Consider the following 18333-nt stretch of genomic DNA (forward strand, 5'->3'; position numbering starts at 1 on the left):
TGTGTGAGTCACATGTTGGGATAGTTCGGCCCGTCGCCGCCCTGAGGCACCGTCCAGTTGATGTTCTGGCTCGGGTCCTTGATGTCGCAGGTCTTGCAGTGGACGCAGTTCTGGAAGTTGATCTGGAATTTCGGGCCGTTGTCGCCCTCGACCACCTCATAAACCGCAGCCGGGCAATAGCGCTGCGCGGGCTCGGCGTATTTGGGCAGGTTCACCTCGATCGGGATCGACGGGTCCTTGAGCTTCAGGTGGCAGGGCTGGCTTTCCTCGTGGTTCGTGTTCGAGAAGGACACGTTGGTCAACCGGTCGAAGGACAGCACGCCATCGGGCTTCGGATAGTCGATTTCCTTGTAGTTCTTGGCCAGACCCGTCGCCTCGGCATCGGTCTTGCCGTGGCTGATCGTGCCGAAGAGCGAGAAGCCGAAGAGCGACTGCCACCACATGTCGAAACCGCCCAGCCCGAGCGAGGCCATCAGGCCGCGCTTCGCCCAGAGGGGCTTCACGTTACGCACGGGCTTGAGGTCCTTGGCGATCTCGCCGGTGCGGATCTCGGTCTCGTAAGCATCGAGCGTGTCGCCTTCGCGGCCCGCCTTGATCGCGTCGAAGGCGGCTTCGGCGGCGGAGATGCCCGACAGCATGGCGTTATGGTTGCCCTTGATCCGGGGCACGTTCACAAGGCCGATGGAGCAGCCCAGAAGCGCGCCGCCGGGGAAGACCGCCTTCGGCATCGACTGATAGCCGCCCTCGGTGATCGCGCGGGCACCATAGGCCACACGCTTGCCGCCCTTCAGAAGCTCGGCCACCACCGGATGGTGCTTGAACTGCTGGAACTCCATGTAGGGATAGACGTAGGGGTTCGCGTAGTTGAGGTGGACGACGAAGCCCACGACGACCTGGTTGTTCTCCATGTGGTAGATGAAGCTGCCGCCGCCCGCGTTCTTGCCCAGCGGCCAGCCCATCGTGTGGGTCACGGTGCCCTCGCGATGCTTCTCCGGGTCGATGTCCCAGATTTCCTTCATGCCGATGCCGAACTTCTGAACGTCACGGCCCTTGGACAGTTCGTATTTCGCGATCAGCTCTTTCGCGAGCGAGCCGCGCACGCCTTCCCCGATGAAGACGTATTTGCCCAGAAGCTCCATGCCGGGCTCATAGCCGTCGCCGGGCGTGCCGTCGGGGTTCAGGCCGAACTCGCCGGCCACGACGCCCTTGACCTCGCCATTGTCGCCATAGACCAGCTTCGAGGCCGCCATGCCGGGATAGACCTCGACCCCCAGCGCCTCGGCCTGCTCGGCCATCCAGCGGGTCACGTTGCCCATCGACACGATGTAATTGCCGTGGTTCGACATGAGCTTGGGCATCGGCCAGTTCGGAACGCGGATCTTGCCCGCCGGGCCGAGGAGGTAGAAGTTGTCCTTCTTGACCTCGTTGGTGATCGGCGCACCCATGCTGCGCCAGTCGGGCAGGAGCTTGTCGAGCCCCACGGGATCGAGCACGGCACCCGACAGGATATGCGCGCCGACTTCGGACCCCTTCTCGAGGACAACGACCATCAGCTCGGGATCCAGTTGTTTGAGACGGATCGCCGCCGAAAGACCGGCGGGGCCTGCCCCCACGATCACAACATCGACTTCCATGGACTCGCGTTCAACTTCAGCCATATCCGGCTCCCCAGACGAAATTTTGTTTCGCCTTGCCTACAGGGAGGTCAGGTGAGGGTCAATTGCGCCGCAACGTTATGTGAAGGCTGCGGCACAGGGCCAAGACCGTCATTGCGACGAGAAATATCTTCATTGCAATGTGCTTGATCTTGCTTTCTCTTTGGCCGGACGATAGCGCAGCGCAACGCCGCTCCCCCGTGTCCTGCCCGTCCGTTTGGGTGACAACGGGGCACTCAGACGGAAAACTGTAAGGCCAATGGAAAAGATTCTACTGACCCGCGCGGGCTATACCGCGCTGAACGATGAACTGAAGACCCTGAAGTCGGTGGAGCGCCCCGCCGTCATCGCCGCGATCGCCGAGGCGCGCGAACATGGCGACCTGTCGGAGAACGCGGAATACCATGCCGCCCGGGAAAAACAGAGCTTCATCGAGGGCCGGGTGAAGGAACTCGAAGGCATCATCGGGCTGGCCGAAGTGGTCGATGCCGCCAAACTCTCCGGTTCGGTCAAGTTCGGCGCGACCGTGCGGTTGGTCGATGAGGACACCGACGAGGAAAAGACCTACCAGATCGTGGGCGAGCCCGAGGCAGACCTCGAGAAGGGCAAGCTCAACATCAAGTCGCCGCTCGCGCGGGCGTTGATCGGCAAGGACGAAGGCGACAGCGTGGAAGTGCGCACGCCAGGTGGCGAAAAAAGCTACGAAATCCTCGGGATCGACTATATCTGATACCGGGGGTGTTTGACCCGTGACTCGTGCGCGGACACGCTGAGGACGCGATGGCAGACGGAAAAGTTTCGGAACAGATCGAAATGGGCGTTCTGACCCGCAACGCCGTGGCGCGGCGCGGATGGACCCCGGGCGCACTGATCGCGCTTGGCCTGTCGGCCCTGTGGATCGTGGGCTGCGGTGTATTCTTTTTGGTGGCGGACAACGGCCTGTCGGGGGCCTCGGCGTCAAACATGCTCGTCACGCTCCTCGCGGTCTTCCTCCCGGTGGCGATCATCTGGCTGGCGGCGACGGCGGCAAGTTCGGCACAGTCGATGCGCGAAGAGACCGTGCGCCTTCAGGCCACCATCGACGCGATGCGACAGAGTTACCTGACGCAATCGCAGGTCCAACCCGACCGCGCGCCCGAAGTCGAGGCCAAGCTGCGTGAGCTTGAGGAGGCGCAGCGTCAGACCGAACAGGCCATGGCGACCTTCACGACCACGCGGACCCTGCCACGCGCCGAGCCGCTCCCCGAACCGAAGCCGCGCCTGCCGCAGGGGCCGTTCGAGGCGCAGGCGGCGCTCGCCTTCGATCCGCAGCCGGTCGATACAGCGCCACCCTTGTCGCTCGATGACTTCATCCGGGCGCTCCATTTCCCCGAGAACGCCGAGGACGAGGCGGGCTTCGCCGCCCTGCGCCGGGCGCTGAAGGACCGAAAGACCGCCCGCCTCGTGCAGGCCTCGCAAGACGTGCTGACGCTTCTGGCGCAGGACGGGATCTATATGGACGACCTGCGCCCGGATCGCGCGCGGCCCGAAATCTGGCGGCGCTTCGCCGCCGGTGCGCGCGGGCGCGAGGTGGCTGCGCTGGGCGGGATCCGCGACCGGTCGTCACTGGCGCTCACGGCCGGGCGGATGAAAGCCGACCCGATCTTTCGCGACGCAGCCCACCATTTCTTGCGCCGATTCGACGAGATCTTCTCGGACTTCGCGGACAGCGCGAGCGACGAGGACATTGCGCGCATGGGCGACACGCGAACGGCCAGGGCCTTCATGCTGCTGGGCCGGGTTACCGGCACCTTCAACTAGGCGTCAGGCCCCGGGCGGGCCGACGGTGTCCTGATCGCCGGCCAGCGGGATGGGCACGGACCCGCAGATATCGCGCAGCGCACTGCGCAATCCTTCCTCCAGAGTCGGGTGATAATAGGGCATCGCCAGGATCTCGGTCGCGGTCATCTTGCCCTGCACGGCCCAGGCCAGCATGTGCCCCAGGTGATCGGCACCGGGGCAACACAGATCGGCCCCGATCAAGCGCCCGTCGGGCGCGGCGGCATAGAGACGGACGATCCCTTCGTTGACCCCGTCCACCCGCGCGCGGCCCTGATTGCCGTAATCGGACGTGCCGGTCACCGCCCCGTCATCCGGCGACGCCCCGATGGAGACGAAGGGCGGGTCGGTGAAGATGATCGAGAACGGGGTCTTGCGGTCAGAGCGTATGAGGGCCGGGTAGGCCACCGCGTTACGCCCCGCGATCGAGCCTTCATCCGAGGCTTCGTGAAGCACAGGGCGATCCGCGTTCACGTCCCCCGCGATGAAGATGGGGGCGTCGCCACACTGCATCGTATCGGGATCGACCTTGGGCAATCCGTGGTCGTCGAGATGAAGGCCGGTCGCCTCCAGCCCGAGACCCTCTAGCGCAGGCGGGCGGCCGGTGGCGACCAGAACCTTGTCGAACTGCGCTTCCCCGTCGTCCCAGCGGATGGTGACCCCGCCCTCCGTCGCCTCGGGTTCGGGCTTGGTCCCCATATGCAGGTGAAGGTCGCGCTCGAGCACGGCCTTCAGCGCCGCTTCGGTCCGGTCGCAGCGCGCGCCGGCAAGCGTTTCCCCCATGTCGAATACGCTGACCCGAACACCCAACCGCGCCATTGCCTGCGCAAGTTCCAGCCCGACGACCCCGGCGCCGATGACCGCGAGCGACTGGGGCAGGTCGGGAAGATCGAAGATCGCCTCGTTGGTGAGCAGCGCGTCCCCGAGATCGCGGTAAGGCGGGGGAACCATCGGCGTGGCGCCGGTTGCGATGATGATCGCCTTGGCCTCGACCTCCCGGCCGTCGTCGAGGGCGAGCGTCGTGGGGCCCGTGAACCGGGCGCGGGCCTGGACCATCGTGCCTTCGGGCAACTTGGCGAAGCCGTCGCGCACGCCGCCCGCGAAACGGTCGCGCAGGGCCCGCACGCGTTTCATGACCGCGACGCCATCCACCGTGACCTCGCCGGTCGCGATCCCGAAGTCCTCGCCCCGCCGGGCCTCATGCGCTGCCCGGGCCGAGGCGATCAGAACCTTGGACGGCATGCAGCCCACCGTGGCGCAGGTGGTGCCGTTGAAATGAGGGTCGATCAGAAGCGTGGTCGCGCCGTGCTTGCGGGCGTTCCGCTCGGCTGCGATCCCGGCGGTGCCCGCGCCGATCACGGCAACGTCACAGGTTAGGTCGGCCATGACTTCCTTTCCCCCGCGGCTCGCGGGCGTCGTTCCTGACGACACCAAACGGAGGGCGGGGTCAGGAAGTTCCTAGAGCCCGGTTTCCCTGGCGATCTCGGCCTTCGACTTGCGCGCCCGTTCGGTGGCGGACTTGAGCTGTCCACAGGCCGCCATGATGTCCTCGCCGCGCGGGGTGCGGATCGGCGAGGCATAGCCCGCTTGATAGATGATGTTCGCGAAGGCCCTGATACGATTGTTGGACGACCGCTTGTAAGGCGCGCCGGGCCATTCGTTGAAGGGGATGAGGTTGATCTTGGCCGGAATGCCCTTGATCAGCTCGAGCAGGCGATAGGCGTCCTCGTCCGTGTCGTTCACGCCAGCGAGCATCACGTATTCAAAGGTGATCCGCTCGGAGTTCGACAGCTTCGGATAGTCGCGCAGCGCCTGAAGCAGCGTCTCGATGTTCCAGCGCTTGTTGATCGGGACGAGCTTGTCGCGCGTTTCGTCGGTCGTCGCGTGGAACGAAATCGCGAGCATGCAGCCGATTTCCTCGCCGGCGCGTGCAATCTCGGGCACGACGCCCGAAGTGGACAGCGTGATCCGGCGGCGGCTGAGGGAAATCCCCTCGCCGTCCATCGCGATCTTCATCGCATCGCGCACGGCCTCGAAGTTGTAGAGCGGCTCGCCCATGCCCATCAGCACGATGTTGGAAACCAGACGTGGTTGTTCGCCCATGCCCTTGCCGGCCGGGACCCAGTCGCCCAGGTCGTCGCGCGCCATCATGATCTGGCCGACGATCTCGCCCGCCGTGAGGTTGCGCACGAGTTTCTGCGTGCCGGTGTGGCAGAAGGAACAGGTAAGCGTGCAGCCGACCTGCGACGACACGCAAAGCGTGCCGCGATCTTCCTCGGGTATATAGACGACCTCGACCTCATGCCCGCCTGCGATGCGAACGAGGTATTTCCGTGTGCCGTCGGTCGAGACCTGTTTCGACACGACCTCGGGAATGCGGATCTCGAAGTTTTCGGACAGGAGCGCGCGGTAGTCCTTGGCGAGGTTGGTCATCGCGTCGAAGTCGCGCACACCCTTCTGGTAGACCCATTGCCAGACCTGACCCATGCGCATCTTCGCCTGTTTTTCGGGCGTGCCTGCCGCGATCAGCGCCTCGCGCATTCCGTCCCGGGTGAGACCGACGAGGTTCACCTTGCCCGACAGGGGGCCAGCCCCCTCCGCATCCTTGCGGGGGATCGTCAGAACGTCCTGTGTGATCGGGGCCGATGCGGTCATTGTCCAAGCTCCAGTGGGATGAGGGGCTATATAGGGAAACCCTAGCACAAATCAAAAGAAAACGCCCCGGTGCGGACCGGGGCGCGGTAACAAATGAGGGGTCGGTTTACTGGCAGCGCGCGCCAGCGTCGTCCACGGCGGCAGTGAAGCCCATGAGGCTGAAGGTGTCCTCGGTCCGCGTGCCGCGGCTCGAGTTGCCGACAAGCACCGCATTCGCGCCGTTCTTCAGCGCCGCCACGATCTTGGCATCCTCTTCCGGGCCGCCGGACCAGGCCCATTCCCCGTCGGTGAAGAGGTTGAACGTGCTGTCGCCCACGGTCAGCGTGACGGTCGACCCGCCCGCAAAGGGGTAGCCCCCCGTGAAGCTCACGACGCCCTTCGCGTCCGCGCGGTAGCTGACGAAGAGCAGGATGTCGCCCCGGTTCACGGCGACCGAGCGGCCGTCTTTCGTGTTGACCGTCTGTTTCGGCTTGGAAACGCTCCAGCATTCCTGCGGGTCGCCTTCGACGAAGACGCTCCAATCGGTGTTCGCCGCGACGCGGTTCGTGCTTTCCTGAGCCCAAGCTGCTCCGACGCCGACGCCCATGGCGACCGCCGCGAAGCACAGACCCTGTGCGATGCGTGATGTCATGTCTAACACAGCCTCCAGACTGCTACTGCCTCTTGGCCCACCTTGGGTGCCATTCTACCATCTGCGTGGTCTTTCATGGCTCGGCGGCCCGTTCAACTCATGGGCGGGATTGTAACGTGTTTTCGCCGGATTTTGAAAGCCCCGTCGGCGGAAAATCGCACGAATACGGGGGATTGGGCGACCGGCGAAGGTTTGCGCAGCCGGGGATCCGGAGACTATCCACTCACAAACTCGGATTTGGCGTAGCCCTGAATATAGAGGAGCGCCGTCAGGTCACCGTGATTCACTCGGATGTCGCATTGCGCCGCGACGGCGGGTTTGGCGTGGAGCGCCACCCCGGCGCCCGCAAGCCCGAGCATGCCAAGGTCGTTGGCCCCGTCGCCCACTGCCATGACGTCTTCATGCCCGAGGCCCAGCCGCGCGCTGATCTCTTCCAGCGCCGCCACCTTGGCCGCGCGCCCGAGGATCGGTTCGGCAACCGTGCCGGCGAGCTTGCCGTCGACGATGTCGAGTGTGTTCGCGCGGTGTTCGTCAAACCCCAGATGCGCGGCGACCTTGTGGGTAAAGGAGGTGAACCCGCCAGAGACGAGCGCCGCATGGCCGCCGTTCGCCCGCATGGTCGCGACCAGGTCACGGCCGCCGGGCATGAAGGTGATGCGCGTCGCGAGCACGTGGTCGATCACCTCGGCCGGGAGATCCTTCAACAGTCCGACCCGCTCGCGAAGCGCGGCCTCGAAGTCGAGCTCGCCGTTCATGGCGCGGGCCGTGATATCGACGACATGGGTCCCGACGCCGGCTTCGGCGGCCAGTTCGTCGATGCACTCCTGCTGGATCATGGTGCTGTCCATGTCGGCAAGCAGCATGCGCTTCTTCCGGTTCCGCGTGGGCAGGACGACGAGGTCCAGTCCGAGAGACTGAAGGTCCTCCCAGACCGACCATCGGGTGTCGGGCATCGCTGGCATGTCGAATTCAGCCGCGTCGCCCGGCGCGAGCCAACGAAGGCCATTGCCTCCCCAGGCATTGCGCAGGGATTCGGCCGTCGTCGCGTCGATCGCGTTCGTGCCGGGTTTGCCGATCAGAATGGTCGTGAACATCGCGGTCTCCTTCCTCGGGACCGTTACCCGCTGCCTTGACCGAGTTCCAGCCGGTTGTTGCCCGGTTCTGAGCGTTGGCCGTGTGTCATCCCTGCGGCGCCCGAAGCGCATCGACGTCGGTCGCGGCGATTTCGTCTCCCGACGCGAGGATCAGGATGGTCTGTCCGCCTTCGACCTTGGCTTCCACCACCTCCGAATAGACGGCCATCTGCGCTTCCGTCATCAGCCCGTCCACGTTGTAGCTTTGAAGGTGGAAGGAATAGTCCCCCTCCGGCATCAAGGTTCCCGTGGGGCCGAGCCCGGCCCATTGGGTGCTTTCTTCGGCGACCGAGACCTCGAACCAGTCGACCTGTTGCCCCGCGGCGTCCCGCACGACGACGAAGGCGCTCGTCGCCCCGGACGCGGGTGCCAGGGCGAGGTCGACGGGTGCCAGCTGGAAATACGCCGACGTGGTCGCGCGCGCTTCCATGCCGACCCATCCGACGAGGTCGGACATCGAGAGCACGCCCAGCTGTGCCTGCACCTCCTTCAGAAGGTCGTTTGTGCGCACCTGTTGCTCGACCCCGGAGAAGGTGGCCAGCTGCACCGCGTAATCGGAGCTTTCGATCGGATTGAGCGGATCCTGATTTTCCATCTGCACGGTCAGCATCTTCAGAAACGTCTCGAAGTCCGACGAGATCATCGTGCCCTGTCCGGTCGCCGAACCGGCGGTGCCCGATGACGCGCCATAGGTCGTGTTGGTGTAGGTCGTGGAGGTCACATCCATGTCGTTCTCCTCATAGTCGCAGGTCCAGCGCGCCGGTGGACCGGGGCAAGCCAACTGGGCGCGCGGCGTCCGGGATATCGTTCGTCGGGGCAGGTTCGTTCTTCTTCCACGGCTCTCCCGAGCCACTCGATTCCTGGCCCGACCGGGGCGCGCCCTCGCCGAAGCTGAAGTTCAGGGACTGGTAGCCAAGGCCCCGCAACTCCTGTTCCAGGAGACCGATGTTGCGCCGGACGAGGTCGAGCGTTTCCGGCCGTTCGGTCGTGAGGGTCACGGTCATCGCCGCCCCGTCGGACGAAAAGGCGAGGCTCAGCCTGCCAAGCTCTGCCGGACGGAGCGACACCTCGAGACTGCCTTCCGTTCCTCCCTTCACGACCTCGGCAAGCTGCTCCGTTATCTGCCGTGCAACCTGCATGGTAGGGGTAGAAGTGGGGTCGAACGTCATCGCCCCCGTGCGTTCCGCGCGCGCGGCAACTCCCGACATGGCGCCTTCGGCGGCCTTTGTTCCCAGCTCGAAGTTCATTTCCCCGGCTGTGTCTTGGCCAGTTTGAACGGGCACACCATCGAGAGCTGATTGCAGGAGAGAAGGCGAGGTCGTTTCGGAGGCCTGGGGCTGAGCGTCCGAGCCAAGGTTCATCTGCGTGAGTCGCGGGTTCAGGGCTTCGGTATCGACATGATTTTTTTGCGATGCGCCCGGGCTTTGGTCTTCTGGAAGTTCTTCAATGGGTGGGCGCGGTGCCAGCGCCGGAGCTTGCTCCGGCATCGAAGGCCTGTCTGGTTTCATGTCCGTCAGAGGCGGGACTTCGGACGTAGGTTTCGGCGCCGGACGCTGGGTCGCGGAGGAGGGCGCGCGGTTCGGTGGGGATGTGGGCACCAGGGCCGCACGGGGCGGGCCGGGAAGTATTGGCAGTGTCTCCCCTGCGCCGCGCCCAATCGGAGCGAGGACGCCATCTGTCCCGGCTTCGACGTCGTGTACCGACGACACCAAGCCTCCCTCGGGCCGCGGTCCATTCCGGGATCCTTTTTCAACCGGAGCGTCGTCGGCCGCTTGTGGCCCGGACCCTGCTGGCGCGACGACCACCGGAGGCGGCAGGGGGGAGTCATCCGTCGGACCCACACCCTGCAAGAGCGTGTCGCGCCCCGCAACCACAGCGGCTTCCACGGCGTCGCCCGCGGGCATCTCTGATATCTGCCGGACATCCGGCAAGGAAACCGCAATCAGCGGAGCCGGGGCTTCAGCGACAAGGCCTGCGACTTCCGAGGGGACAGGACCGGCTTGGTCATCCGGCTCTCCGTTCTGCCCGTCCCCGGGCACGCAGGCCTTCGACCCGGCCTTATCCGGCCCGATGTCCTGCGTCCCGTCCCCAGTCGAAGGCTTCGCCTTCGTCTCGTCGAAGGCCGCTTCGAAGCCACGGTTGGCGTTGGCATGTCTGATTGGATTCACCGGTCCCCCCAAAGGCGCGGGTGGCGGGGCGACAATTGCAATAGGCAGGTCCATTCATGCTCCGGTTTTCTGACGCCGCTTGCCGTCATGTAACCTGCGATCCCTTACCGATTCTTTACCACTGGCAGGTCAGGATCGCGGAAATTCGCGCAATTCGAAGGACCGCCATGCAGATATCCGCCCCGACGCTTCCCATTGAACCCTCGTTGCGGACGGTAGACCAATCGGCCGTTGCGACCGATGATAGGCTTCGTGCCGTTGCGAAGGACCTGGAGGCGACATTCCTGGCCGAGATGCTGAAGTCGGCAGGTCTCGGAGGATTGCCCGAGACCTTTGGCGGTGGCGCGGGCGAGGAACAGTTCGCGTCCTTCCTGCGGGCCGAACAGGCACGAATGATGGTCGACGCGGGCGGGATCGGTCTGTCGGAGATGCTGTTCGATGCCTTGAAGGAGCGCGCCGATGGGATTCTTTGACGGCAAGAACACGGCGCAGGCGTTTTCCCGGTTTCTCGACTATGAAAAGGCTCTCATCCTGCGGGGGGACATTGCGGCGGTGCACAGGATGGCCGTCGAAAAGGAACGATTCCTGAAGAAACTCGCGCGCCCCCGGTTTCAGCGCCACAACCTCGCCGATCTGAAACGTAGGGCCGAACGCAACAGCGATCTGCTGCTGGCTTCGGCGCGCGGGTTCAAGGCGGTGCAAGACCAGCTCGCACAGGTGACGACTGCGCCCCCGGACCTTCGGACCTATGGACGCGATGGTCAGTCGAGCGCCCTAGGAAAACCGGACCCGGGCTTCAACAAGCGCGCCTGAGGAAGGCGACGCGCGATCAAGGACAGCGGACCGGAAGCAGCCGCGATTTCGCCTAAAATCCGACATAATCGCCGCGAATACGTTCACCGTTCTTTTAGCACTCCCGTCGCAGGTTGACCCTGCATCCTGAGGGGGTGGCGCGGGCCAGGAAGTCAACGGCGCGCAGAGGTCAGAACGACTCTGGAACCCGCCCCGCGCGGGCGGACCTCTCACTGGCGCGAAAGATGCGCCGACTGACTAAAGGAACCAACGAATGGCCACCTTCCATGCGCCACCGTGGTGGGCTTCGCCACCACCCTTTTTCACCTTCTTGATGATGATGGGCGCGTTTCCCTGCGCGCTCATCCCACCGCACCTCTGATTTCACCCGTCGACCGGTCTAGCGGTCGCTCGGTTAAGGTGCGGTTTACGGTCGGTCAGGAGGCACCGGTTTCCAGGCAAATGGTTAACGTCTGCCCCCAGAGCTCACAGCAGCCGGTCTAGACCGCGCGTGAGCCCCTGCATCTCCATCACCCGACGCGCCGCCAGAAGCGTGCCCGGCACGAGGATGTCGGCGGAATGCGTGTCCGCGTCATGGGTGATCGTCAGCCGGGAATTTCCGTTCGCGAAGGTGCTGGTGACGGTGGCGGAGTAACTCGGCATCCGGAGCGAATGCACCTGAACCCCGTTGATCGTGCCGCCCCGCAGACCCGGCTCGCCATTGACCGTCGCCGGGTCGACCTCGTATCGCGGCTGTTTCACTGCTCCCATGCGCTCGGCCAGTTCCCGGGCCGTGCCGGTCGGCGCGTCGGTCTTTTTCGGGCGCGAGTAGTCGATGATCTCGAACCAGTCGAGGTAGTCCGCCGCCATGATGGAGAACCGGGTCATGAGCGCGGCGGTCAGGGCGAAGTTGCCGCTCGCCACGACGCCGACCCCTGCGTCTTTCGACGCCGCTTCGATCCGGGCAAAGTCTTCGGCGGTCAGGCCGGAAGTTCCGATGACCACCCGCCGCCCCGCTCCGAGGCTCGCAAGCGTATGGTGCAGCACGGCGTCTCGCGCGGTGTAGTCGATGAGCACGTCCCAATCGACCGTGAGCGCCTCTTCGATGGTCCCGAAGCAGGGAGCGCCCAAGACCTCGGTTCCGGCGCGCGACCGGGACAGGCCCGCGACCAGTTCCATGTCCTCCGCCGCTTCGACCGCGCGTGCAATCTCGCCCCCGGTCCAACCGGTGATCCCGCCGACGCATACTCTCATGACTGCCTCCTTCGTTGCGGCGATCCTGCGGAAAACCCTCCCCCTCCACAAGCCGGGGCTTCACAGGGGGTCCATCGCGCGCCACTCTGACCCGAAAGGATGGAGCCCTCTCATGCGTCACGCTCTTGCTTTCGTTTCCTATCTCGCCGCCGCGCCCCTCTCCGCAGAGGACGCGCGCAGTGCCGCCGAGGCCTATGCCGGCCTGCCCGTCGTGCAACGCCAGATCGACGACATGTTCGCCCCCGCCATGGTCGCGCAATTCTTCCGTGCCGGCGTTCCGGCCGATGTCGAGATTTCCCCTGACAAGATGGCCCGCATCGGCGCGATCCTGTCGGTGGCAATGATGGAGAAGAAGCCGGAGGTCATGGAGGTCATGGTCACCCAGATGTCCGCGCTCTTCACAGTGGAGGAGATCGAGGCGCTCACCGAATTCTACCAGTCGGACGCGGGGGCCTCGGCCATGTCGAAGATGCAGCCCTATATGCAGGGCGTGATGGGTGCCATGGCGCAGGTGATGGTGCCGGTGCAACAGGCGGTCCTGCCCGACATCGTCAGGATCCTCGAGGAATGACCGCCTGATAGAGCTTCACCTTGATGCCGCCATTGTCGATGACCGGCCCCGAGGACAGGTCGAGCCCCGTGACATGCGCAAGATTCGGGTCGGAGGTGACCAGCCCCACGCGCCAGCCGGGGAAGCGTTCGGTCATGATCTTGCCGAAACTGCCGTAGAGCGCATAGAGCGGCCCCTTTCCACTCTTCTCGGCGCCGATCCGTTCGCCATAGGGCGGGTTCAAGATGACGAGGCCGGGCGGCGTCGGTGGCGGTTCGAGCGCGGCGAGCGGCTGGCAGGTGAAGTGACACAGGCCGTCGACCCCGGCGGACTCGGCGTTGCGAAGCGCTCCGTCCACCGCGCCCCTGTCGCGGTCCGAGCCGTAGAAAACCGCGGCGACTCCCGGAGCCGATCCGTCACGTCGCAGCGAGGCAAAGGCGTCCGGGTCGAAACTCGTCAGATGCTCGAAGGCAAAGTCGCGGTCCCGACCGGGTTGAAGGTCCGATGCCCATTCCGCGGCTTCCAGAAGAAAGGTGCCCGACCCGCACATCGGATCCACCACGGCTTCTCCCGGTTGGTAGTCGCAGGCCCGAAGCAGAAGGGCCGCAAGCGTTTCCCGGATCGGAGCCTTTCCGGTATGCCGCTTGTGGCCGCGCTTGTGCAGGCTCTCGCCCGAGCTGTCGATGCTGATCGTGACGAGGTCGCGGTCGATCCGCGCCATGATCCGCACCGGGGCTTCGGCTTCGATAGGGGCCCCGCGTTCTTCGCGGATCGCGCGTTCGATCCGTTCGGCCGCCGCGCCCGCGTGATAGATCTTGGACTTCTTGTTGGTCGTCACATCGACGCGCACGGGGATATGCGGCTGCAGCACGGACCAATCGAACCCGCGTGCCCGTTTGTCGAGCTGGGCGAGGTGGAAGGCGGGAAAACTCCCCAGCCGAACAAGGACCCGTGTCGCGCCCCGCAATTCGAGGTTGGCACGCCAGACCTCGGACCAGCCGCCCCGGAGCGTGACGCCACCGGCCTCCGGCTTGCCTCGCGTGAAGCCAAGCGCCCGGCATTCGGCAGCGAGCTGGGGTTCCAGCCCGGGCGGGCATACGGCAAAGATGTCAAGTTCCTGCATCCCCGTGGTCTATCGCCTTCGTCTGCCTTGGGGAAGGGCGCGCGAGATAGGTGCCCCTTGCGCCCCGCTTCCCATGCTCCTTCACTGCTTCATAAATACCTCACGGGGGTCCGGGGGTGTGAAACCCCCGGCCCGCGCTCTCCGCGAGAGCCCCGGATGGCCTGTCTCACGAACGGTCCCAACCCGGAAGGGTCGCCCCGCCTTGTCCATAAGCGGCAACGCGCTGACGCTTGCGTGATCGGTGCGCGCGCCCCCGTGCAAAGTCGCCTCCCTTTGGTTACGCTCGACCCCGAGGCAGAAACACAAGAACACCAACCAAGGGACAGTCATGTTCGCAACTCCCGCGATGGCCAAAGGGCGGTCAACGCTCGTCATCCTCCTACTTCTTACAGCATTGGTGCTGACCGCCTGTGGCAAGAGCCCACAACGCGGCCGGCTCGAATCTCCACGTGAATTGCTCGCCGAGAATTACCCGGCGCGCGGTATCCCCTCGCGCTTTGGCGACACCGATCCGCATGAGTGGGAGGGCATCATGCCCAACCGCTATGCCGTCCATGGCATCGACGCGGCGCGCTATCAGGGCGAGATCGACTTCTTCTCCGCCAAGAACGCGGGCATCAGCTTTGCCTGGCTCAAGGCGACCGAGGGGGGCGACCACCTCGATCCGGGTTACGCGCTCAATGCACCGCGCGCACGCGCCGCCGGGGTGCCGGTCGGGGCCTATCACTTCTATTATTTCTGCCGCACGCCCGAAGAACAGGCGCGCTGGTTCATCGCCAATGTCCCGCGCCAGCCGGGCGATCTTCCTCCGGTGCTCGACATGGAGTGGAACCACCAGTCGCGCAATTGCCGCATCTTCCCGGAACCGGCCGAGATCCACGAGATCATTCGCCGCTATTCCCGGGTTATCCAGGCACATTACGGCACGCCCCCCGTAGTCTATGTGACGCCGGACTTCTACGAAGACAACGCGCTGGGCACGCTGGGTGGGGTCGAGTTCTGGCTGCGTTCGGTCGCGGCGCATCCCTCGGAACGCTATCCCGGCGAACGCTGGAGCTTCTGGCAGTATTCCGGCACCGGTGTCGCACCTGGGATCAAAGGCAACGTGGACCTGAACGCCTTTGCGGGCGATACCTCCTCCTGGGCCGGATGGCTCGCCGCGCGGGTTCAGCGTTAGCGTCAGCGCGGGCGCATCGCCTGCGGCAAGGGAAGGCATCCCGGCAACCCCGCAGGCAGCACGATCAAGGCCCCGGCCCGGTAGAGCGGGCCGGTCGGCCCCGGCGGATCGGAGCGCAGGCTCACGCTCAGCGGCGACCGGTCCACCACCGCCACGCCGTCGGGCAGTTCCGCCAGAAAGCCCTGTCCGGGAAAGAGCACCACATGGGCCGGGGCGGCGTCCGACACAAGCCCCACCACCACCAGCACCAGGACCCAGCCGGCGACCATCGCCACCAGCCCAAGCGCAATCCGCCTAATAGTCATGGACATGCTCGAGCACGAGCCCCCGCGCCGACAGGCCACGCAGCGTTGACGCAAGATCGGCCACCTTGACGAGGATCAGGTGCCGATAATCGCCATAGCCCTGCCGCGCAAAGCTGAAGAGCGCCCCTGCCACTTCCGGCTCGGGCGAAATCGCGGTCAGGAGGATGTCGTCATTGCCCGCGATCTCCAAAAACTCCGCACCCTGCGTGGCCATCCGGTCGATCATCCCGGTCAGCACCCGGTAGCGCGGCGTCTCGATCACCGGTCCTTCGGGCAGGGTGCCTACCTCCCTCGCGCCCTCGGGCAGGGGAAAGGCACCTGTCACGACCATGCGCAGGGTCAGCGCATCGTTGCCTGTCGCCGCCACCGCCGCCGCGATGGCCGCGGCGTAAGCGGCCTTGGCCCGGTTCTCGACGCCCAATGCAAAGCGTCGTTCCCGGTCGCGAAAGACACCCGTCGATGCCGCTGCCAGTTCCGCCTGTGCGCCGTCGAAATCCCACAGATACCACGGGGTCTGCTGCAGGAACCGCGCATAGTCCGCCGCCTGCCGCGCCGACAGTTCATCGAGTGGCGCGCGCTCCCGCCCCCCGATCCAGGTCGCGATGCGCCCCAGCGTTTCTTCGTAAACAGCCTTGAGCAGAAGCTCCGCCGTGAAGCTGACCCCGATCACATAGACAAGCTGTTTCGTCGACCCATCGACGCCGCCCAAGGCGCCCGACGCCTTGGTCAGGGCGCAGAGCGACGACCAGTAACCGCCGATGGCACGCAGATAACCGAAGTCGTGCGGGTCGCCGTCCGCGATCACCCGGCCGTAGTCGTCGTAGGCATGGACGATATGCCATTCGGGATAGGTCATGAGCGTGCGCGCCTCTGCCCGCCGCTGTCCCTCGGGCAGAAGGGGCACATAGGACTGCGCTTCCACTGGCGCGGTGCAGGAGAGCTCGTTGCGCGCGACGGGCAGCATCAGCACGACGACGATCAGCACGATCGCCAGACCCGCTCTGAGGCCCCAGCGCAGAAGCCGCCTCATCGTCCACCCGTCTCTGTGACCCCGGCCCAGAGTGCGAAACCACCGAGCGCCAGATGCGGCAGGTTCGCAAAGAGCCGGGGCAGGGACCAGTCCATGCCGAGGCTTTCGTTGGTGAAGATCCCCATGTCGAGATATCCCCAACCGGTGAAGAACCCGAAGACCCCGTCGCCCAGATAGGCCGCCCCGAAAAGAATGAGGAACGTTTGTGCCGCCCGGTGGCTCATGAACCCCGCGATCAGCGCCCAAAGCGCCGAGGCGACGTGGAGCGCGTCGTCATAGAGGTCGAGCGCGAAGATCCCGAAGGCGAGTCCCTCGTCGTCGGTCAGACCGGGGATGTAGTTCACCGACGCCGCGAGCATGAGCGCGACGAAATAGCCGAAACAGATGTAGCGAAGCCGTGTCATAGCGTCCTGAAGTAACGGTCCCAGAAAAGGTTGCGCAAGGTCAGCCCCGGATCGAGCGCCCGTTTCGCCGCGGCAAAGTCGGGGGCCGCCGGATAGGCCGCGACAAGCTGATCCTGCGTCGGATGCGGGCGATAAGGCAGGTAATAGGTGCCACCGATGGCGATGACCGCCTCCACCAGTTCCCGCGTCATCCGCGCCATGTCGGCCTCGCCCCGTTCGGTCATCTCCTGCGAGAAGGACATCACGGCGGCGATGCGCGGCACCGGCGCATAGGTGAGCACGGACTCCGCGTCGGTGGCGACATAGCGTAGCGTCACGTTGAGGAACTCCTGGTAGGAAGCCGGAATGATCGCACGGCAGGCGGCAAGGAAGTCGCCGAAGCGATCGAAGCCCACGAAATACTCATGCAGGATATCGACCCGGCTCGGGTTGCGATCGTCGAGCGTCACCACCGGCTCGTTGATGAGCGAATTGCGTGTGACCGGCCCGCTCGCGACCATCGGCCCCAGCGTCGTCTCCTGCCACCACCGGAGCCGCTTCATCTGCTCGTTGCCCAGCTGCCAGCGATAGATCCGGCTCGCGGCGTGACTGACCCAGCCCGAGCCCGTGGCCTCGGGCAGATCCGCCTGATCGGCGCTCTCGCGATAGGTGATGAGGAGCGCGTCCTCGAAAAACGCCGCACGCTCCACGTTGAGCCGCCCGTAGGCCATGGTCACATTCGGATCGTCGAGCGCCTTCTGGAGCGCAGGCGCGTATTCCTCGGCGGGCAACCGGTCGAAACTCGGCACGAGCCGCGTGTTCGGCGCGGCCTCGACCTCCATGTCCACGATCGCCCCGATCAGCCCGTAGCCCCCCATCGCCAGCCCGAAGAGCTCCGGGTTCTCCTGCCGCGAGGCCGTGACAAGCTCCCCGTCGGGCAAGACCATCCGTAGGCTGATGACCGTCGATCCCATCGGCCCGAAGGGCACGGGCCATCCGTGGGCGTTGACGGAATAGGTCGCGGCCACCCCGAAATCGTTGTTCGACTGCATGACCTTGGGCGACAGGCCTACTGGATCAAGCGCGGCGATCACTTCGGACCAGCGCGCGCCAGCGTGGCAGAGATATCTCCCGGTCTCGCTGTCGACCTCCACGAAGCCGTTGTCGAAGGTCACGGCATGGCCCCGCGCAGGGATCGCCTGACCACCCATCGAATGCCGCGCAGCCCCGATGTTGAAGGGCCGCCCGCTTTCCTGCGCCTCGCGCAGTTCCGCACGGATGGCAGAGACCAGCGCCTCGCCGGGACCATCGCGCAGGACGACATGTTTCGCGACAGGGGTCGCCGACAAGGTGGAGGCATCGTTCAGGACCGTGTCGCCTGCCGCCGGCTCGATCAGGGCCACACCGTCGAAGACCGGCAGCTTCGCCCCCGTCAGCCAGGCCGCGCCATATCCCAAGGCCGCTCCCGTGCCCAACAACAGCGCCCGCCGCGTGATTGCCATGCCCATCCCTCCGTTTTCCGCACCCTATCAGGCGCAACGGAAAACACCCGCAAAAACAGACGCGATTCCAGCGCCTTCTTCACTGCTTCTCAAATACTTCGGTGAGGGGTTTGGGGAGAGGCAGAGCCTCTCCCCAAGTCGGTCGGATGCCGCGCAA

19 protein-coding genes and 1 pseudogene are annotated in these 18333 nt (G+C 65.3%); 6 read left to right on the forward strand and 14 right to left on the reverse strand.

Features of this window, described 5'->3' with window-relative positions:
• Positions 1-8: 8 nt before the first annotated feature.
• Positions 9-1658 (reverse strand): electron transfer flavoprotein-ubiquinone oxidoreductase, encoded by a 1650-nt coding sequence (locus KJP29_RS03075; RefSeq protein ID WP_218462079.1) that lies wholly within the window; start codon positions 1656-1658, stop codon positions 9-11.
• A gap of 256 nt (positions 1659-1914) precedes the next feature.
• Between KJP29_RS03075 and greA the strand changes: the two genes are divergently transcribed.
• Together greA and KJP29_RS03085 are read left to right on the forward strand one after the other, a co-directional pair.
• Positions 1915-2385 carry a transcription elongation factor GreA gene (greA, locus tag KJP29_RS03080; protein ID WP_218462080.1) on the forward strand — a complete coding sequence of 157 codons (471 nt, stop codon included), beginning with the start codon at positions 1915-1917 and terminating at the stop codon, positions 2383-2385.
• A gap of 50 nt (positions 2386-2435) precedes the next feature.
• Positions 2436-3455 carry a hypothetical protein gene (locus KJP29_RS03085; RefSeq protein ID WP_218462081.1) on the forward strand — a complete coding sequence of 340 codons (1020 nt, stop codon included), beginning with the start codon at positions 2436-2438 and terminating at the stop codon, positions 3453-3455.
• A gap of 3 nt (positions 3456-3458) precedes the next feature.
• On the opposite strand, the gene KJP29_RS03090 is transcribed toward KJP29_RS03085, so the two are convergent.
• The 6 genes from KJP29_RS03090 to KJP29_RS03115 all read right to left on the reverse strand — a co-directional run bounded on the left by KJP29_RS03090 (position 3459) and on the right by KJP29_RS03115 (position 9139).
• Positions 3459-4859: a dihydrolipoyl dehydrogenase gene (locus KJP29_RS03090; RefSeq protein ID WP_218462082.1), complete on the reverse strand. Its 1401-nt coding sequence runs from the start codon at positions 4857-4859 to the stop codon at positions 3459-3461.
• A 72-nt stretch (positions 4860-4931) separates the two neighbouring features.
• Complete coding sequence (rlmN, locus tag KJP29_RS03095) at positions 4932-6128, reverse strand: 23S rRNA (adenine(2503)-C(2))-methyltransferase RlmN (protein WP_218462084.1); 1197 nt, start codon at positions 6126-6128, stop codon at positions 4932-4934.
• Positions 6129-6234: 106 nt separating this feature from the next.
• Positions 6235-6759 carry an invasion associated locus B family protein gene (locus KJP29_RS03100; RefSeq protein ID WP_218462085.1) on the reverse strand — a complete coding sequence of 175 codons (525 nt, stop codon included), beginning with the start codon at positions 6757-6759 and terminating at the stop codon, positions 6235-6237.
• A gap of 215 nt (positions 6760-6974) precedes the next feature.
• Entirely contained in the window at positions 6975-7853 is an 879-nt protein-coding gene (serB, locus tag KJP29_RS03105; RefSeq protein WP_218462087.1) for a phosphoserine phosphatase SerB, read from the reverse strand.
• 85 nt (positions 7854-7938) lie between these two features.
• Positions 7939-8619, reverse strand: coding sequence for a flagellar hook capping FlgD N-terminal domain-containing protein (locus tag KJP29_RS03110; RefSeq protein WP_218462089.1), 681 nt, complete (start codon positions 8617-8619; stop codon positions 7939-7941).
• A gap of 10 nt (positions 8620-8629) precedes the next feature.
• Entirely contained in the window at positions 8630-9139 is a 510-nt protein-coding gene (locus KJP29_RS03115; RefSeq protein ID WP_218462091.1) for a flagellar hook-length control protein FliK, read from the reverse strand.
• Positions 9140-10227: 1088 nt separating this feature from the next.
• Between KJP29_RS03115 and KJP29_RS03120 the strand changes: the two genes are divergently transcribed.
• On the forward strand, positions 10228-10533 hold the full coding sequence (locus KJP29_RS03120; protein WP_218462093.1) for a rod-binding protein: 306 nt from the start codon (positions 10228-10230) through the stop codon (positions 10531-10533).
• Positions 10520-10873, forward strand: a complete 354-nt coding sequence (locus tag KJP29_RS03125) for a hypothetical protein (protein ID WP_218462095.1) — start codon at positions 10520-10522, stop codon at positions 10871-10873. Before KJP29_RS03120 ends, KJP29_RS03125 begins: the two co-directional genes overlap by 14 nt.
• Before the next feature lie 240 nt (positions 10874-11113).
• On the opposite strand, the pseudogene KJP29_RS19280 reads toward KJP29_RS03125, so the two are convergent.
• Positions 11114-11218: pseudogene (locus tag KJP29_RS19280) on the reverse strand (chemotaxis protein MotB); the annotation flags it as partial.
• A 120-nt stretch (positions 11219-11338) separates the two neighbouring features.
• Positions 11339-12106: a 4-hydroxy-tetrahydrodipicolinate reductase gene (gene dapB / locus KJP29_RS03130; protein WP_218462096.1), complete on the reverse strand. Its 768-nt coding sequence runs from the start codon at positions 12104-12106 to the stop codon at positions 11339-11341.
• A gap of 112 nt (positions 12107-12218) precedes the next feature.
• Between dapB and KJP29_RS03135 the strand changes: the two genes are divergently transcribed.
• A complete protein-coding gene (locus KJP29_RS03135) occupies positions 12219-12677 on the forward strand; it encodes a DUF2059 domain-containing protein (protein WP_218462097.1) in 459 nt (152 codons plus the stop codon).
• Here the strand turns inward: KJP29_RS03135 and KJP29_RS03140 are convergent.
• Entirely contained in the window at positions 12658-13779 is a 1122-nt protein-coding gene (locus tag KJP29_RS03140) for a class I SAM-dependent RNA methyltransferase (protein WP_218462099.1), read from the reverse strand. The two genes, KJP29_RS03135 and KJP29_RS03140, sit on opposite strands and share 20 nt — an antisense overlap.
• A gap of 328 nt (positions 13780-14107) precedes the next feature.
• On the opposite strand from KJP29_RS03140, the gene KJP29_RS03145 reads away from it, so the two are divergent.
• The gene (locus KJP29_RS03145; RefSeq protein ID WP_255553409.1) at positions 14108-14956 is read left to right on the forward strand and encodes a GH25 family lysozyme; all 849 of its coding nucleotides are present in this window, start codon (positions 14108-14110) and stop codon (positions 14954-14956) included.
• A 2-nt stretch (positions 14957-14958) separates the two neighbouring features.
• Here KJP29_RS03145 and KJP29_RS03150 read toward each other — a convergent pair whose 3' ends face one another.
• From KJP29_RS03150 to KJP29_RS03165, 4 genes are read right to left on the reverse strand one after another with little or no spacing between them, the layout of a single operon-like run.
• The gene (locus KJP29_RS03150) at positions 14959-15261 is read right to left on the reverse strand and encodes a hypothetical protein (protein ID WP_218462101.1); all 303 of its coding nucleotides are present in this window, start codon (positions 15259-15261) and stop codon (positions 14959-14961) included.
• Positions 15251-16291 carry a hypothetical protein gene (locus tag KJP29_RS03155; RefSeq protein ID WP_218462103.1) on the reverse strand — a complete coding sequence of 347 codons (1041 nt, stop codon included), beginning with the start codon at positions 16289-16291 and terminating at the stop codon, positions 15251-15253. The genes KJP29_RS03150 and KJP29_RS03155 overlap by 11 nt, the downstream gene beginning before the upstream one ends.
• Complete coding sequence (locus tag KJP29_RS03160) at positions 16288-16695, reverse strand: hypothetical protein (protein WP_218462105.1); 408 nt, start codon at positions 16693-16695, stop codon at positions 16288-16290. Before KJP29_RS03160 ends, KJP29_RS03155 begins: the two co-directional genes overlap by 4 nt.
• The gene (locus KJP29_RS03165) at positions 16692-18176 is read right to left on the reverse strand and encodes an FAD-binding protein (RefSeq protein WP_218462106.1); all 1485 of its coding nucleotides are present in this window, start codon (positions 18174-18176) and stop codon (positions 16692-16694) included. The genes KJP29_RS03160 and KJP29_RS03165 overlap by 4 nt, the downstream gene beginning before the upstream one ends.
• Positions 18177-18333: the final 157 nt, after the last annotated feature.

The sequence above is a fragment of the Maritimibacter sp. DP1N21-5 genome (genome assembly GCF_019218295.1).
Lineage (GTDB): Bacteria > Pseudomonadota > Alphaproteobacteria > Rhodobacterales > Rhodobacteraceae > Maritimibacter.

Coding starts and splice junctions, on each gene's coding strand:
- KJP29_RS03125 (WP_218462095.1), top strand. CDS start 10,520: ATGGGATTCTTTGACGGCAAGAACACGGCGCAGGCGTTTTCCCGGTTT.
- rlmN (WP_218462084.1), bottom strand. CDS start 6,128: ATGACCGCATCGGCCCCGATCACACAGGACGTTCTGACGATCCCCCGC.
- KJP29_RS03160 (WP_218462105.1), bottom strand. CDS start 16,695: ATGACACGGCTTCGCTACATCTGTTTCGGCTATTTCGTCGCGCTCATG.
- KJP29_RS03075 (WP_218462079.1), bottom strand. CDS start 1,658: ATGGCTGAAGTTGAACGCGAGTCCATGGAAGTCGATGTTGTGATCGTG.
- KJP29_RS03085 (WP_218462081.1), top strand. CDS start 2,436: ATGGCAGACGGAAAAGTTTCGGAACAGATCGAAATGGGCGTTCTGACC.
- KJP29_RS03115 (WP_218462091.1), bottom strand. CDS start 9,139: ATGAACTTCGAGCTGGGAACAAAGGCCGCCGAAGGCGCCATGTCGGGA.
- KJP29_RS03155 (WP_218462103.1), bottom strand. CDS start 16,291: ATGAGGCGGCTTCTGCGCTGGGGCCTCAGAGCGGGTCTGGCGATCGTG.
- KJP29_RS03120 (WP_218462093.1), top strand. CDS start 10,228: ATGCAGATATCCGCCCCGACGCTTCCCATTGAACCCTCGTTGCGGACG.
- KJP29_RS03165 (WP_218462106.1), bottom strand. CDS start 18,176: ATGGCAATCACGCGGCGGGCGCTGTTGTTGGGCACGGGAGCGGCCTTG.
- KJP29_RS03100 (WP_218462085.1), bottom strand. CDS start 6,759: ATGACATCACGCATCGCACAGGGTCTGTGCTTCGCGGCGGTCGCCATG.
- KJP29_RS03090 (WP_218462082.1), bottom strand. CDS start 4,859: ATGGCCGACCTAACCTGTGACGTTGCCGTGATCGGCGCGGGCACCGCC.
- KJP29_RS03150 (WP_218462101.1), bottom strand. CDS start 15,261: ATGACTATTAGGCGGATTGCGCTTGGGCTGGTGGCGATGGTCGCCGGC.
- dapB (WP_218462096.1), bottom strand. CDS start 12,106: ATGAGAGTATGCGTCGGCGGGATCACCGGTTGGACCGGGGGCGAGATT.
- serB (WP_218462087.1), bottom strand. CDS start 7,853: ATGTTCACGACCATTCTGATCGGCAAACCCGGCACGAACGCGATCGAC.
- KJP29_RS03135 (WP_218462097.1), top strand. CDS start 12,219: ATGCGTCACGCTCTTGCTTTCGTTTCCTATCTCGCCGCCGCGCCCCTC.
- greA (WP_218462080.1), top strand. CDS start 1,915: ATGGAAAAGATTCTACTGACCCGCGCGGGCTATACCGCGCTGAACGAT.
- KJP29_RS03145 (WP_255553409.1), top strand. CDS start 14,108: ATGTTCGCAACTCCCGCGATGGCCAAAGGGCGGTCAACGCTCGTCATC.
- KJP29_RS03140 (WP_218462099.1), bottom strand. CDS start 13,779: ATGCAGGAACTTGACATCTTTGCCGTATGCCCGCCCGGGCTGGAACCC.
- KJP29_RS03110 (WP_218462089.1), bottom strand. CDS start 8,619: ATGGATGTGACCTCCACGACCTACACCAACACGACCTATGGCGCGTCA.